This window comes from Terrirubrum flagellatum, from assembly GCF_022059845.1.
GTDB lineage: Bacteria > Pseudomonadota > Alphaproteobacteria > Rhizobiales > Beijerinckiaceae > Terrirubrum > Terrirubrum flagellatum.
In genome coordinates this window covers 5,200,263-5,214,292 of sequence record NZ_CP091851.1, presented here as the reverse complement: position 1 = coordinate 5,214,292, position 14,030 = coordinate 5,200,263, and the positions used below count along the sequence as shown (strand labels likewise).

The window sequence follows — 14,030 nt, the reverse complement described above, 5'->3', positions numbered from 1 at the left end:
ATGCAATCCTTCATCGCGATTCCCAGGGCCGCGCGCTATGTCCTGCGCAACGCCGGCTGGCTGACAGCGACGGCTTCGGGGAGAGCTACAGGCGACGCCGCGCGCGGCGACATCGTCATCGCGGACGGACGCATCGCTTCTCTCGGCGCCGGCGCGCCTTCGCCAGAGGATGCGCCGATCATCGACCTGCGCGGCGGCCTTGTGCTGCCCGGATTCGTTGATGCGCACACCCATCTCGACAAGGGCCATATCTGGGCGCGCACGCCCAATCCCGACGGCACGTTTCTCGGCGCCATCACCAATGTGAAGATCGATCGCGAAGCGTCATGGTCGCGCGAGGATGTCCGCGCCCGCATGGATTTCGCGCTGCGCTGCGCCTATGCGCACGGGACTGTCGCGATCCGCACCCATCTCGATTCGCTTGGACCGCAGGCCGATATTTCCTGGCCGCTCTTCAAGGAGATGCGCGAGGAATGGCGCGGCCGCATCGACTTGCAGGCGTCGGCGCTGTTTCCGTTCGACCTGCCGCTCGATGATCCCGCCGCGTTCCGGCTCATTGTCGATCATGTCGTCAGCGCCGGCGGCGCGCTCGGCGGCGTCACCTATCGCGGCCTGCCGCTCAAGGGCCGCATCGAGCCTGCGCTCGACATCTATTTCGAGACCGCGAAGCGACATGGGCTCGATCTCGACTTCCACGCCGACGAAAGCGATGAGGCCGAGGCGCGCTCGCTCGAACATATCGCCGACGCCGCGCTGCGCCACGACTTCGAGGGTTCGGTGCTCTGCGGCCATTGCTGCTCGCTGGCCTTGATGGACGACGAAGACCGCGCCCGCGTCATCGACAAGCTTGCGCGCGCCCGCGTCGCGGTCGTGTCGCTGCCGATGTGCAACATGTATCTGCAGGACCGCGCTCCCGGCCGCACGCCGCGCTGGCGCGGCGTCACGCCCTTGCAGGAGCTCGCCGCCGGCGGCGTGCGCGCCATGGTGGCGTCCGACAATACGCGCGATCCCTTCTACGCCTATGGCGATCTCGACATGCTTGAAGTCTGGCGCGAGGCGACGCGCATTCTTCATCTCGATCATCCCTTCGCCGGGCATGCGCGCATGGTCTCCGCGATTCCCGCCGGTGTGATGGGTCTCGAAGGACGCGGCGAGCTCAAGCCGGGCGCGAAGGCCGATCTCGTCATCGTTCCCGCGCGCAGCATGAACGAGCTGTTCGCCCGGCCCTGGCGCGATCGCGTCGTGCTGCGCGATGGCGCGGCGATCGACACGACGCTGCCCGATTATCACGAACTTGACGAGCAGGTTCTTCGCAGGGCGTCGCGCTGATGCGCGTCCTCGTGCTTTACGCCCATCCCGTCGCCGAGAGCTTTATCGCCGCGTTGCAGCGCGCGGCGGTCGAAGCGCTGCGCGCCGCTGGTCACGAGGTCGATCTCTGCGATCTCTACGCCGAGGGGTTCAACCCCGTTCTCTCGCGCGACGAGCGCGTCGGTTACCACGACCTCGTGACGAATCGCGCGCCGGTCGCCGCCTATGTCGAGCGCGTGCTGGCGGCCGAGGCGCTGGTGCTCTGTCATCCCGTCTGGAACTTCGGCTATCCCGCGATCCTCAAGGGCTTCTTCGACCGCGTATTCCTGCCGGGCGTCTCCTTCCGGATGGAGAACGGCCAGACGGTCCCCAATCTCGGCAATATCCGGAAGCTTGGCGTGGTTGCGACCTATGGGGCGGCGCGATGGCGCGCCTTCCTGCTTGGCGATCCCCCGCGCAAGAACGCCATGAACATCCTGAGACGGATGATCGCGCCGGGCGCTCCCGCCCGATATTTAGCCCTCTATGACATGAACCGCGCCGGCAAAGCAGACCGCGAGGCGTTTTTATCGTTGGTCGACAAAGAGATGCGTCGTTTCTGAGCCATTCATTTGCCTGTCACATTCGCCGGCTAAGGGGCCGCGCAACTGTCCGGGCAAGGGGGAACGCCGTGGTTCGGGAACAGGAAAAAAGCATCGGCCATGCGCTGACCCTGGCGGCGCGTATGCACCGCGCCCGCATGGCCGAACTGTTGACGGATCTCGGGCTCTATCCCGGCCAGGAACAGGCGCTTCAGTTTCTCGCGATCAATGAGCAGCCGACCATGGGCGAGCTCGCCGACGCCCTCAACGTGAAGGCGCCGACCGTTTCCAAGACCATCGCCCGCCTGTCCCAGCAGAGCCTGGTGGAGCGGAAGATCGGCGAAGGCGACGGCCGGTTGGTCCGCGTTGGCCTGACCCAGACGGGGCGCGAGCGCGCCGCGGCGATCGTCGGTCTCGCCGAGCAGATCGAGCAGGACCTGACCAAGGGTCTCGACGGCAAGGACAAGAAGCGCCTGCGTCGACTCCTGCGCAAGGCCGCGAAGAATCTGGCGAAGGCGAGCGGCCGCGGACATGCGGACACCGACGTCGAGGACGATCTCGACGACGAACTCGAAACCATCTGAGCAGCGCTGAAGCTGCTCTGATGAATCTCCCGGAGAACGTCGGCTGAGCGGCGTTATCCGTTGCGCCGCGCGCCGCGCAGCGTTGGCAGGCCGATGCCGGTCGCTTCGAATCCGCCGTCGACCGCGAGCGCCTGCCCCGTGATGTAGCTGGCGCGGTCGCTGCAGAGGAAGACGATCGCCTGCGCGAGCTCCTCTTCGAGCCCGTAGCGATTGAGCGGGATCGCGTCGTGATAGTCGGCGCGGATTTCCGCCGTATGCACCGCCTTCGCCATCGCCGTGTCGACAGGCCCCGGCGCCACTGCATTGACGCGGATTCCGAGCGACGCCAGCTCGACGGCGAGTTGCTTGGTGAGATGCGCGAGCCCGGCCTTGCTGGTGCCGTAGGCGCTTCTCAGCGTCGAGGCGCGCAGGCCCGAGATCGAGGTGATGTTCACCATCGCGCCACCGCCATTCTCGCGCATCAGCGGCGCAGCCGCCTTCGCGCAGAGAAAGGGGCCCGTGAGATTGACCGCGAGGATGCGGCTCCAGTCGTCGAGCGAAGTTTCAAGCAGAGGCTTGAACGCTGCGACGCCGGCATTGTTCACCAGCGCGTCGAAACGACCGAAGCGCTCCATCACCGCGGCCATCGCTTTCCCGACGCCGGCCGCGTCCGAGACGTCGCAGACGAGCGCGAGCGTGTTGTCGGCGTCGCCAAGACTCTCGACTGATCGCTTCAGAAGATCGCCTTCGATATCGAGCAGCGCGACCCGCCAGCCTTCTGCGAGAAAGAGTTTGGCGGTCGCAAGCCCGATGCCCCGCGCGGCGCCTGTGACCAATGCGACTTTCCGGAAAGAGGCTGTCATCTCGCGATCCTGCTCTGGTGTTTGCTTTCGCTTAAAACGTGATGAGATTATCTTTGAATATTACCACCGTCATTCCAGCGCGACGCGAAGCATCGTCGCCGGGGCGCGGCGCAGCCGCGATCCCGGAACCCAGAGATCGCGCCAGCGGGGCCATTTTCTGGGTTCCGGGCTCGATGCTCCGCATCGCCCCGGAATGACGGTGGAAGGATTCGATCCAAAACCATCGCGCTTTAGACGGGAGAAGCGCGACAGGCGAACAGATTTTGCGGCGCCGAATACCAGCCATGCCGCATTTTCGCCTGCGCCGTCAGGTGGTCGCGTCTATGGTGACGAAATCACATGACCAATCCCGATTCCGAACATTCCGCCGAGGCCGCGAGCCGCTCCCGCCTCATCGCCATCGGCCTCATGTGCGCTGCGCTCGCTCTCTTCGCCTGTCTCGACACCTCGGCGAAATGGCTCAATCGCTCGATCAATCCGCTGCAGACGGTGTGGCTGCGTTACGCTTTCAGCGTCATCCTCGTCACCCTCTTCATCAATCCGTGGACATCGCCCGGCATTCACAGAACGAAGAAGCCGGGATTGCAGACGCTGCGCTCGCTGATGCTGTTCCTGTCGACGGCGTTCAACTTCCTCGCCTTGCGTCAGCTCCAGCTCGCTGAATCCATGGCGATGCAATTCGCGACGCCGCTCGTCGTTGCGCTGATCGCGGGACCGCTGCTTGGCGAATGGGTCGGTCCGCGACGCCTCATCGCGATTGCGATCGGATTTCTCGGCGTGCTCGTCGTCGCGCGGCCGGGGATGAATGGGCTGCCGGCCGCGGCCTGGTGGTCTGTCGCCGGCGTCTTCGCCTACGCCTTCTATCAGATCCTCACGCGCCGGCTCGCCGCGCATGATTCCTCGCAGACGACGATGTTCTATTCAGGCCTCGCCGGCATGGTTCTGCTGACGCCGCTGCTGCCTTTCATGGAATGGAAGGCGCTGCCGGCCTATGGCTGGATCATCGCCGCGATGATGGGCTTCTTCGGCGGCTTCGGACACTGGCTGCTGATTCTCGCCCATCGCCGCGCCCCGGCGGCGATCCTGTCGCCCTTCATCTACACGCAGATCGTCGCGATGATCACGCTGGGCTACCTGATCTTTGGCGACACGCCCGACCGCTACACGCTGATCGGGGCCGGCATCGTCATCCTGAGCGGCCTCTATCTGCTCTATCGCGAGCGCGTGCGCGGCGTCACGCCTTCGTCTTGACCCCATTTGCGCTGGCAACGAAGTCCGACAGCATCGGCACGAAATCCTGATCGCGGCCCGCATTCACCGCCGCCGCATAAGTATTCTTCACGGCGTTGCCGACTGGATTGGCGACGCCCGCCTTGTTCGCCATCGCCTCGAGATAGCGCACATCCTTGAGCGCATTCTTCAGCGTGAACTGATGCGCGTTGCGATCGCCTTCGAGCACATATTTGAAGAAGGTCTGATAGAAGCCGCAATCCATGCGGCTGCCGCGAATGACGCTGTCGAAGGTCTCGGCCGAAATGCCGCTCTTCTGCGCCACCGCCAGCGCCTCCGAATAGATCGCGCCATAACCCATGGCGAGGAAATTGTTGAGGAGCTTCATCTTGTGGCCGTCGCCGACCGGGCCGATATGGCGCACCGATTGCGCCCAGGCCTCGATGACCGGCTTCACGCGCGCATAGCTTTCGGCGTCCGCGCCGACCATGGCGGACAATTTGCCTTCCTCCGCCTGCGCCGGCGTGCCGCCAAGCGGCGCGTCGATCAGGGTCACGCCCTGCGGCTTCAACTCGTCAGCGAGCGCGATCGTTGATGTTGGATCGGTGGTCGAGCAGTCGACGATGATGAGGCCTTTCTTCGCGCCCGCGGCGAGTCCGTCCGGCCCGCGCACATTGCCTTCGACTTCGGCCGCGCCGGTGACGCAGAGAAACACGATGCTGGACGCCGCCGCGACTTCGCGCGCGCTCTTCGCTTCGGTCGCGCCGCGCTTCACGAGATCCTCGACCGGCGCGCGATTGCGATGGCCGAGAATGGTGAGCTTGTAGCCCTTCTCGACAATATTCTTGGCCATGCCATGGCCCATCAGGCCGACGCCGATGAATCCGACCGCTTCGCTCATCTCGATCTCACTTCGCTGTGTTGGCGCCATTGAGCGCGCGATAGACGCGCACGACCTGGCTGTCATCCATGCCGCCATATCCGTTGGCGGAGGCGGATAAAAACATCTGCAGCGCCGCCGCCGCGATCGGCAGCGCAGCCTTCTGCGCCCGGCCGGCGTCCATGACGATGCCGAGATCCTTCACGAAAATATCGATGGCGGACGCGACTGTCGGATTGTCCTCGATCATGCGCGGGCCGCGATTGCTCAGCATCCAGGAGCCGGCCGCCGATCCACCAAAGATGTCGAGGAACAGCTTGCCGTCGACGCCGGCTTTTTCCGCCAGCGCCATCGCTTCAGCGGCGGCGGCGATATGCACGCCGGCGAGGTGCTGGTTGATCGTCTTGACCATCGCGCCCTGACCGGGCCGCGCGCCGACATGAAAGAGCTTGTCGCCCATCGCGCCAAGCAGCGGTTTCGCCGCAGCGAAAATCGCGTCTTCGGCGCCCACCATGATCGTCAGCGCGCCTTTCTCGGCGCCGACCACGCCGCCCGACACCGGCGCATCGACGAAACGCCGGCCGGACGCTACGACGCGCGCCGCCATCTCCTCGATGCGCTTTGGCGCGCAGGTCGCCATGACGACGACGATCGCTCCGGGCGCCGACGCTTCAAGCGCGCCTTTCTCGAACAGCACGCTTTCGGCCTGATCGGCGTTGACCACCATCAGCACGAGCGCGTCCGCGCCTTGAGCCGCAGCCTCAATCGAATCAGCGGCGGTCGCCTGCGGCGCGAGCGCGACGAACGTCTCGCGCGCGCTTGGCGCGACATCATAGCCGCGCACGGCGAATTGAGCTTTGGCGAGATTGGCCGCCATCGGACGGCCCATGCTGCCAAGCCCGAAGAAGGCGATGGTCTTTGTCGTCTGCGCCATCAGACCAGAGCCTGGCCGGCGTGGAAGACAAGCTTCCACTGCAGGATGCGCACGGATTTGCGCAGCCCCGTCGGCCAGAAAGGATCGGCTTCGACGAGATGGCGCGCTTCGGCCGCGCTCGCGGCTTCGACCAGCCACATCCCGCCAGCGCCGGCGCCGCTCTCTTCGAGCAACGGTCCTGCGGTCAGGATCCGATCGCCATGGGCGCGGAGAAATTTCTGGTGCTCAGGCATGAGCTTCGGACGAACATCGGCTTTCGCGGGATCGTCTTCGAACAGGATCACATATCGCATCGTGGCGTCGACCCTCGGAAAGTGAAGGCGGCGTCCGCGCGGAAGCGCGAACGCCGCAGATTTGATCGAGCCGGAACGGCGCTCAGAGGCGCTTGCCGCTCTCGCTGTCGAAGAGATGCGCGACCTTCGGATCAGGCGACAGGTTGATCGTCTGACCAGGCTTGGCGTCGATGCGCTCGCGCAGCAGGCACACGATCTCCTGGCCGCCCATCTTCGCCACCACCTGCGTCTCCGATCCCGTCGGCTCGATGACGATGATCTCGGCCGGCGCGCCGTCGGGCGTGATGTGGAGATGCTCGGGCCGCATGCCGTAGGTCAGGGCCTTGCCTTCCGGCACGGCCTGGCCGTTGAGCGGCAGCGTGACTCCGCCATCCGACACGAACTTGCCGCCCGACGCCTTGCCCTTGACGAAATTCATCGCCGGCGAGCCGATGAAGCCCGCGACGAAGAGGTTGGCCGGCTTGTCATAGAGTTCGAGCGGCGCGCCCATTTGCTCGACGATGCCGTCATGCATGACGACGATCTTGTCGGCCATGGTCATGGCCTCGATCTGGTCATGCGTGACGTAAACAGTCGTCGTCTTGAGCCTTTGATGCAGCGCCTTGATTTCGGTGCGCATGGCGACGCGCAGTTTCGCGTCGAGGTTCGACAGGGGTTCGTCGAACAGGAACACCTGCGGATCGCGCACGATGGCGCGGCCCATGGCGACGCGCTGGCGCTGACCGCCTGAGAGCTGACGCGGATAGCGCGCGAGCAGCGGCTTCAGGCCGAGAATATCGGCGGCCTTGCCCACACGCTGGTCGATCTCGCTCTTCGGCGCCTTCCGGAGCTTCAGCGAGAACGCCATGTTGTCCGCCACCGTCATGTGCGGATAGAGCGCGTAGTTCTGGAACACCATGGCGATATCGCGCTCTTTCGGCGGCACGTCGTTGACGACGCGGGAGCCGATGCGGATATCGCCGGCCGTGATGTTCTCCAGCCCCGCGATCATGCGCAGCAGGGTGGATTTCCCGCAGCCCGAAGGGCCGACAAGGATCACGAACTCTCCATCTTTGATGTCGATATTGACGCCGTGGATAACGTTGGTCGCGCCAAAACTCTTCCGCACGTCGCGGATTTCCACCGAAGCCATCTTCTTCTCCTCCGGGCGCGTGTCGTGCGCGCCCACCATTGTTCTCGTTAGTCCCGGCGGACGCCGGGAGCGGGACGTTAGATCATGGCCGTTTCCGCTGGCAAGCCCGATCGCGCGGCGCCTCCCCGGCCAAAGAAACGCTTCGGATCGGGGCCCGGTTTGGCTATGACAGGCCGAAGCGAGGGAGAAACCCGTGACCGTTGACGTTTTGATGACCGCCCCGACCATGCCGCTGATCGTCGATGGCGTGGACAAGGCTTTCCGCCTGCACAAGCTCTGGGAAGCGAAGGACCCCAAGGCGAAACTGGCGGAGATCGCGCCCATCATTCGCGGCATCGCGCTCGGCGGACACACCAGGGTCGACGAGGCGTTCCTGTCGCAGTTTCCCAAGCTGGAGATTATCGCCAGCATGGGCGTCGGTTACGATCATGTCGACGGCGCGGTCGCGGAAAAGCACGGCGTGATCGTCACCCACACGCCGGGCGTGCTCGATGAGGAGGTCGCCGACACCTGTCTCGGCCTCATTCTCTGCGCCGTGCGCGAGCTGCCGCAATCAGAGCGTTATCTGCGCGCCGGCAAATGGCTGAACAAGAATTATCCGCTGACCTCGACCTTGCGCGGCCGCACCGCCGGCATTCTCGGCTTGGGTCGCATCGGCAAGGCGATCGCGCGCCGCCTCGAAGCGTTCGGCGTCGAGGTCTGCTATCACGGCCGCAGGCCGCAACCCGGCGTCGGCTATGTCTATTACCCCACGCTCAAGGAGCTTGCCGAGAATGTCGACATGCTCGTCTGCGTCGCGCCCGGCGGCGCGGAGACGAAGCATCTCGTCAACAAGGACATCCTTGAATCGCTCGGCAGGGACGGCGTGCTGATCAATGTCGGCCGCGGCTCCGTCGTCGATGAGAAGGCGCTGATTCAGGCGCTGATGGACAAGACGATTCTCACCGCCGGCCTCGACGTGTTCGAGGACGAGCCGCGCGTGCCGCAGGAATTGATCGACATGGAGAATGTCGTGCTCTTCCCGCATGTCGGCTCGGCCTCGGTTCATACCCGCAACGCCATGGGCCAGCTCGTGGTCGACAATCTCATCGACTATTTCGCCGGCAAGGCCCCGCGCACGCCGATCCCCGAGACGCCCTGGCCGCGCAAGCGCGCGAAGTAAGCTGCGATCGATGCGTCGCGCCGCTTTCTCATTGAGCGCGGCGCTGGCGCTCGTTTTCGTCGGCCCATCGCAGGCGCAATCGCCGCTGAAGACGAAACTGCTCGCGCCGACCTCCACACCTGTGAAGGCGGTCGCGGGTCCATGGCAGATGGCCTCAGCCGACAACGAAGCGAAATGCCTCGTGCAGTTCAGCGCGCGCGAAGCCGGCGGCGGCCGCATGATTCTCGGCAGCCCGCCCGCCTGCAAGACGAAGCTTGTCGTGCTCACTTCAGCCGTTCAATGGGGCCTTGGCGAAGACGGCGCGATCTACGTCTTCAGGCAGAATGGCGATCTCCTGTTCTCCTTCGCCCGCGAGCCCGGCGGACATTTCAAGGGACAGAATATCGATCTCAATCTTTCGCCCGTCGGCGGCCGCTCCGGCGAAGCGCCGCGATCGGATTCGGTCGCTGCGACCCTCGACGCGCTGAATGGCAAACCACCGCCGCGCGACGAGCAGCGCGCGGCGCTGACCGGAGCCTACATTGTCGCGCGCGAGCGCAACGGCGAGGGTTGCGCGATCGAGCTGAAACAGTTTCCCGGCCCGCGCCCGAAGAAGGGCGGCGCCATCTGGTCGGCGGCGCTCGCTGATTCTTGCGATGATGAAGGATTGCGCGTCTTCGATCCCGTCGGCTGGCAATATGATGATGGCCGCATCTTCCTCGTGGCGAAGAAGGGTCACACGATCGGCTTTACGTCTGATGGCCCCGCGGGATGGAAGAAGGACCCTGCGGCCGGAAAGCCGTTGTGGCTGAGGAGGAAGTAGCCGCTGCGCGAGAGCGTCATCCCGGGCGCGACGCAGCGCGTCGGCGATGCGGCGCAGACCCGGGACCTTCGCGAGACTAGCTTATGACGAAACGGTCCCGGATCAGCGCGCATCATTTCATGCTGCGCCGTGTCCGGGATGACGCGGCGTTACGCGATCTTCCCGCCGAGCTCGTCCGCAATATGCACGCGGATGATCTCATCAAAACTTTGCTCCGCCTTGAACCCGAGCTCCGTCGCGCGCTGCGCGTCGAACTTGCGCGGCCAGCCGCTGACGATCTTCTGAATCGTCTTGTCAGGCTTCACCTTGATGCGCGCGACGACCTTGTCGCCGGCGATTCCGCGCAGCGCCTCGATCTGCTCGCCGACCGTGCAGGCGACGCCGGGCATGGTGAGGTTGCGGCGCGGCCCGATCTTCTTCGTGTCGATCGTCGCGGCGTGCGTGAGGAAGCCCACCGCGGAGCGCGGCGAGGCGTGCCAGTGCATCACGTCTTCCGACACCGGCAGAACGGCGGGATGGCCGGCGAGCGGTTCGCGGATGATGTTCGAGAAGAAGCCTGACGCCGCCTTGTTCGGCGCGCCGGGACGCACGCAGATGGTAGGCAACCTGATGCCGACGCCGTCGAAAAGGCCGCGCCGCGAATAATCCGACAGCAGGAGTTCGCCGATCGCCTTCTGCGTTCCATACGAAGTCAGCGGCGTGTTGTGGAACTCATCGCCGATCGCGTCCGGAAACGGCGCGCCGAACACCGCGATGGACGAGGTGAACACCACGCGCGGGCAATAGCCTTCGCCGACCGCGCGGATCGCCTCGAACAGGCGATAGACGCCGTCGAGATTGATGCGATAGCCCTTGTCGAAATCCGCTTCCGCTTCGCCCGACACGATCGCCGCGAGATGGAAGATGACGTCGGGCCGCTCGGCGATCAGTTTCGCGGCGACGCCGGGCTTGGAGAAATCCGACGCGCGCACCGTGCAGGGAAAGCTGGCCTCCTTCGGCGCGACCGGCTTCACCACATCGTGCAAGGTCGCCTTCATGATCGCCTTGCGGCCGAGCTTGCCGTCGCGCGCCAGTTTTTCGGTGAGCTTGCGCCCGACCATTCCGGCCGCGCCAAGAATCAGGATGTGCATGAAGTCGCCTCAGTGACAGTAGGGGATATCGTTGACGATGGCGCAGTTTTGCTTGTTGACGCTGTTGGGATCATCGAGCGGCACGACGCCGACGCCGCTCGGGCTGCCGACGAACACGCCCTGGCCGATCGAGATCGACGGCTTGTTGTGAAGAAACACGCTCGGATGCGGCGAGCGGGACGAACGCGTGCCATCAGGCCACACGATCGAATCGCCATTCATCATGCCGACGCGGCCGTCATCGCAGGTCACGCGCGCGCCTTCGAGATTGCAGCGCTGCGCTCTTGCGCCATCGGACGCGCCGCAGACAGCGGCGGCGATGAGCGCCAGCGCAGCGCAGCGCCTCACAGCGCGAAGCCTCCATCGACGAGATGGATCTGGCCGGTGGTATAGCTCGCTTCATCGGACGCGAGATAAAGCGCGAGATTCGCCACTTCTTCAGCGGTGCCAAGACGGCCCATCGGCTGCCGATCGATGAAGGCCTGACGGATTTCCTTCAAGGATTTGCCCGCCGCCTTGGCCTGCCCCTCGATGCGATCATCGAGCGAGGGCGACTGGATCGTGCCCGGGCAGATCGCATTCACGCGCACGCCCTGCTTGATGAAATCGGCGGCGACCGATTTAGTCAGCCCGATCACCGCGGCCTTCGTCGTGCCATAGATATAGCGGTTCGGAATGCCGCGCACGGATGACGCGCCCGACGCGATATTGACGATCGAGCCCGAGCGCTGCCGCAGCATGGCAGGCAAATAGGTTTTGATCGTGCGATGCATCGATCTCACATTGAGATCGAAGGCGAAGTCCCAATCGGCGTCGGTGCAGTCGAGCACCGTGTTGTGATGCACATATCCGGCGCAGTTCACGATGATGTCGACCGGGCCGCTGATCTTGGCGAAAGCGGCGACCGCCTCATCGGAGCGCACATCGAGCGCGTGCTTCTTCGCTTTCGGAATGCCTTCGAGTTTCTTCTTGTCGAGATCGGTGGCGTAGACGGTCGCGGCCTCGCGCACGAACGCTTCCGCGATCGCCCGCCCGATGCCCGCGCCGGCCGCAGTCACCAGCGCGACCTTGCCCCTCAAACGTCCCGCCATGCTCCCCTCATCCGATCCATTTTGAGAAGTGAACCGCGCGCCGGTCCGGCATCTGTTCGATGCGATCGACGCAATAGCCCTGTCGCTTGTACCACGCGACATTGCTTTCGAGCTTCTCGCCCGTCAGCAATCGCACGGTGCGATAGCCGAGATCCTTCGCGCGCTTCTCGGCCGCCGCAAGCAGCCGGTTGCCGAGCCCCTTGCCCTGCGCGCGCGTCGCGACGGAAATGCTCCAGAGTTCGAGATGATCGGCGTGCGGGCGGACGATGATCGCGCCTTCCGGACCCTTGTCGTCTTCGGCGAGCCACACTTCGCATTGATGCATGATCACGCCGTAATCGGCGCACAAAGGCAGCGGCGTCACGCCGAGAATCGTGGCGTTCTTCGCGTAGGAATCGCGCTGCAACTCCTCAACCTTCGCGCGGTCCGCAGGGGTGGCGCGGCGCAGCGATGCGAGCCCCGCCATGCGCGCGTCCGCGATCATGTTCGGCAGGCTGACGCGCTGCCGGCCCTCGGCGTCGAAATTCTCCGGCGCGAGCCAACGCTCATAGGCGCCTTTCAACGCCGGCCATTCCGCATCCGTGATCGAGTACCAGGCAGTGTCGCGATTGCGGCCCTTCACCACCATGTGCTGGCGGAACAGGCCTTCATAGATGAAGCCGAAACGCAGCGCCGCGCGTTTCGACGGCTCGTTGGCGTTGTTGCATTTCCACTCGAAGCGGCGATAGCCGAGCACATCGAAGGAATATTGCGCGAACAAAAATAGCGCTTCGGTCGCGATGCGCGTGCGCGCGACGTCGGGCCCCCAGAGGATGTTGCCGATCTCGATCACGCCATGGGCGGGATCGATGCGCATCAAAGTCTGGCGTCCGCCCGCCTTGCCCGTCGATGTGTCGATCACGGCGAAGAACAACGGATCAGCGGACGCCGCGACCTTTTCAAGCCAAGGCTGCATCTCCTCGCGCGAGGCCGGCGGCTCGTCGAAGAGATAGCGGAAGCGATCATCGGCGCCTAGCGCGGCCGACGCCGCGAACAGATCATCGCCATGCTTTATCGGATCAAGCGGCTCGAGTCTCGCGTAGCGGCCTTCGAGAACGACGCGCTCGGGACGCGGACGCGTCGTCCATTTCGAAAGATCGGCCGTCATGCGCCGCCGCGCTCCCTGAAATCGGCGCGCAGGAACGCCGTCAGCGGCGCGCTGCCGCCATTGTTGGCGAAGCCGGTGAAGCGGCCCTCTTTCGCAATCGTCGCGGTCGCCGTCATGAACGCCGCCCAGGCCGCGCGCGCCAAGGCGCCGCCAATCGAGATGCGCCGGGCGCCGGCGGCGGCGATCTCGTCGACGCTCAATCCGAAATCGCCATGAACGAGGATGTTCACCGGTCTGCCCTTCGCGGCGGCGACGATCTCCTTCATGTCGGCGATCGTCTTCGGTCCCGGCGCATAAAGCACATCGGCGCCTGCGTCCGCATAGGCCGCGATGCGGCGCACGGATTCCTTCAGCGGCGTCTCATGTCCGGTGAGGAAGCATTCCGCGCGCGCCGTCAACATCACGCCCGATTTCGTCTGGTCGATCGCCTCGCGCGCGGCCTGTACGCGTTCGACCGCGAGCGAGAGATCATAGAGCGGCTGGTCGCTGCGGCCCGTCGCATCCTCGATCGAGAGGCCGGCGACGCCGGTCGCGACGCAGCGGCGCACATTCTCCGCCACGCCTTCCGGCGCGTCGGCGTAGCCATTCTCGAAATCCGCATTGACCGGCAGATCGGAAGCCGCGCGCACGATCTCCCCGATATGCGGCAGCATCAGTTCGGCGCCGACATCCTGGTCGGCCCGCCCCAACGTGAAGGCGAAGCCCGCGCTCGTCGTCGCCAGCGCCTTGAACCCTTGCGCGCGCAGATAACGCGCCGTGCCGATATCCCAGGGATTCGGCATGACGAAACAGCCTGCGCGATGCAGCTCGCGAAAAGCCTCGACTTGCGGCGAGAAGACCATGCGCGACTCCTTCCAGATCGCGACGACTTTGGATTGAATCACTCCAAAATCACGAACGCGATCGATTCCAAA

At 64.8% G+C, this 14,030-nt stretch carries 16 protein-coding genes and 1 pseudogene; 6 read left to right on the top strand and 11 right to left on the bottom strand.

Annotation, left to right across the window (positions count from 1 at the left end; genetic code table 11):
• The 3 genes from L8F45_RS25415 (at position 1) to L8F45_RS25405 (ending at position 2,473) form a co-directional block, all read left to right on the top strand.
• Entirely contained in the window at positions 1 to 1,329 is a 1,329-nt protein-coding gene (locus tag L8F45_RS25415) for a cytosine deaminase (RefSeq protein ID WP_342360616.1), read from the top strand.
• On the top strand, positions 1,329 to 1,910 hold the full coding sequence (locus tag L8F45_RS25410; RefSeq protein ID WP_342360615.1) for an NAD(P)H-dependent oxidoreductase: 582 nt from the start codon (positions 1,329 to 1,331) through the stop codon (positions 1,908 to 1,910). Before L8F45_RS25415 ends, L8F45_RS25410 begins: the two co-directional genes overlap by 1 nt.
• Before the next feature lie 68 nt (positions 1,911 to 1,978).
• Positions 1,979 to 2,473 carry a MarR family winged helix-turn-helix transcriptional regulator gene (locus L8F45_RS25405; RefSeq protein WP_342360614.1) on the top strand — a complete coding sequence of 165 codons (495 nt, stop codon included), beginning with the start codon at positions 1,979 to 1,981 and terminating at the stop codon, positions 2,471 to 2,473.
• Between the two features lie 53 nt (positions 2,474 to 2,526).
• Here the strand turns inward: L8F45_RS25405 and L8F45_RS25400 are convergent, their stop codons facing one another.
• Positions 2,527 to 3,315, bottom strand: a complete 789-nt coding sequence (locus tag L8F45_RS25400) for an SDR family NAD(P)-dependent oxidoreductase (protein ID WP_342360613.1) — start codon at positions 3,313 to 3,315, stop codon at positions 2,527 to 2,529.
• Between the two features lie 339 nt (positions 3,316 to 3,654).
• On the opposite strand from L8F45_RS25400, the gene L8F45_RS25395 reads away from it, so the two are divergent.
• On the top strand, positions 3,655 to 4,566 hold the full coding sequence (locus L8F45_RS25395; RefSeq protein ID WP_342360612.1) for a DMT family transporter: 912 nt from the start codon (positions 3,655 to 3,657) through the stop codon (positions 4,564 to 4,566).
• Here L8F45_RS25395 and L8F45_RS25390 read toward each other — a convergent pair.
• The 4 genes from L8F45_RS25390 to L8F45_RS25375 all read right to left on the bottom strand — a co-directional run bounded on the left by L8F45_RS25390 (position 4,550) and on the right by L8F45_RS25375 (position 7,784).
• Complete coding sequence (locus tag L8F45_RS25390; RefSeq protein WP_342360611.1) at positions 4,550 to 5,446, bottom strand: NAD(P)-dependent oxidoreductase; 897 nt, start codon at positions 5,444 to 5,446, stop codon at positions 4,550 to 4,552. The genes L8F45_RS25395 and L8F45_RS25390 overlap by 17 nt on opposite strands.
• 7 nt (positions 5,447 to 5,453) lie before the next feature.
• Positions 5,454 to 6,359 (bottom strand): NAD(P)-dependent oxidoreductase, encoded by a 906-nt coding sequence (locus tag L8F45_RS25385; RefSeq protein WP_342360610.1) that lies wholly within the window; start codon positions 6,357 to 6,359, stop codon positions 5,454 to 5,456.
• On the bottom strand, positions 6,359 to 6,652 hold the full coding sequence (locus L8F45_RS25380; RefSeq protein WP_342360609.1) for a YciI family protein: 294 nt from the start codon (positions 6,650 to 6,652) through the stop codon (positions 6,359 to 6,361). Before L8F45_RS25380 ends, L8F45_RS25385 begins: the two co-directional genes overlap by 1 nt.
• Positions 6,653 to 6,734: 82 nt before the next feature.
• A complete protein-coding gene (locus L8F45_RS25375) occupies positions 6,735 to 7,784 on the bottom strand; it encodes an ABC transporter ATP-binding protein (RefSeq protein WP_342360608.1) in 1,050 nt (349 codons plus the stop codon).
• 193 nt (positions 7,785 to 7,977) lie between these two features.
• Between L8F45_RS25375 and L8F45_RS25370 the strand changes: the two genes are divergently transcribed.
• Both L8F45_RS25370 and L8F45_RS25365 read left to right on the top strand, forming a co-directional pair.
• The gene (locus L8F45_RS25370) at positions 7,978 to 8,946 is read left to right on the top strand and encodes a 2-hydroxyacid dehydrogenase (protein WP_342360607.1); all 969 of its coding nucleotides are present in this window, start codon (positions 7,978 to 7,980) and stop codon (positions 8,944 to 8,946) included.
• A gap of 10 nt (positions 8,947 to 8,956) precedes the next feature.
• Complete coding sequence (locus tag L8F45_RS25365; protein WP_342360606.1) at positions 8,957 to 9,748, top strand: AprI/Inh family metalloprotease inhibitor; 792 nt, start codon at positions 8,957 to 8,959, stop codon at positions 9,746 to 9,748.
• Positions 9,749 to 9,897: 149 nt separating this feature from the next.
• Here L8F45_RS25365 and denD read toward each other — a convergent pair whose 3' ends face one another.
• The 6 genes and pseudogenes from denD to L8F45_RS25335 form a co-directional block, all read right to left on the bottom strand.
• Positions 9,898 to 10,878, bottom strand: a complete 981-nt coding sequence (gene denD / locus L8F45_RS25360) for a D-erythronate dehydrogenase (protein ID WP_342360605.1) — start codon at positions 10,876 to 10,878, stop codon at positions 9,898 to 9,900.
• 9 nt (positions 10,879 to 10,887) lie between these two features.
• Positions 10,888 to 11,226: a hypothetical protein gene (locus L8F45_RS25355; protein ID WP_342360604.1), complete on the bottom strand. Its 339-nt coding sequence runs from the start codon at positions 11,224 to 11,226 to the stop codon at positions 10,888 to 10,890.
• A complete protein-coding gene (locus tag L8F45_RS25350) occupies positions 11,223 to 11,969 on the bottom strand; it encodes an SDR family oxidoreductase (protein WP_342360603.1) in 747 nt (248 codons plus the stop codon). Before L8F45_RS25350 ends, L8F45_RS25355 begins: the two co-directional genes overlap by 4 nt.
• 7 nt (positions 11,970 to 11,976) lie before the next feature.
• A complete protein-coding gene (locus L8F45_RS25345; protein ID WP_342363571.1) occupies positions 11,977 to 12,294 on the bottom strand; it encodes a GNAT family N-acetyltransferase in 318 nt (105 codons plus the stop codon).
• A gap of 165 nt (positions 12,295 to 12,459) precedes the next feature.
• Positions 12,460 to 13,116 (bottom strand): annotated as a pseudogene (locus L8F45_RS25340) (GNAT family N-acetyltransferase); the annotation flags it as partial.
• Positions 13,113 to 13,958 (bottom strand): isocitrate lyase/PEP mutase family protein, encoded by an 846-nt coding sequence (locus tag L8F45_RS25335; protein WP_425330045.1) that lies wholly within the window; start codon positions 13,956 to 13,958, stop codon positions 13,113 to 13,115. The gene L8F45_RS25335 and the pseudogene L8F45_RS25340, both read right to left, overlap by 4 nt.
• Positions 13,959 to 14,030 lie beyond the last annotated feature (72 nt).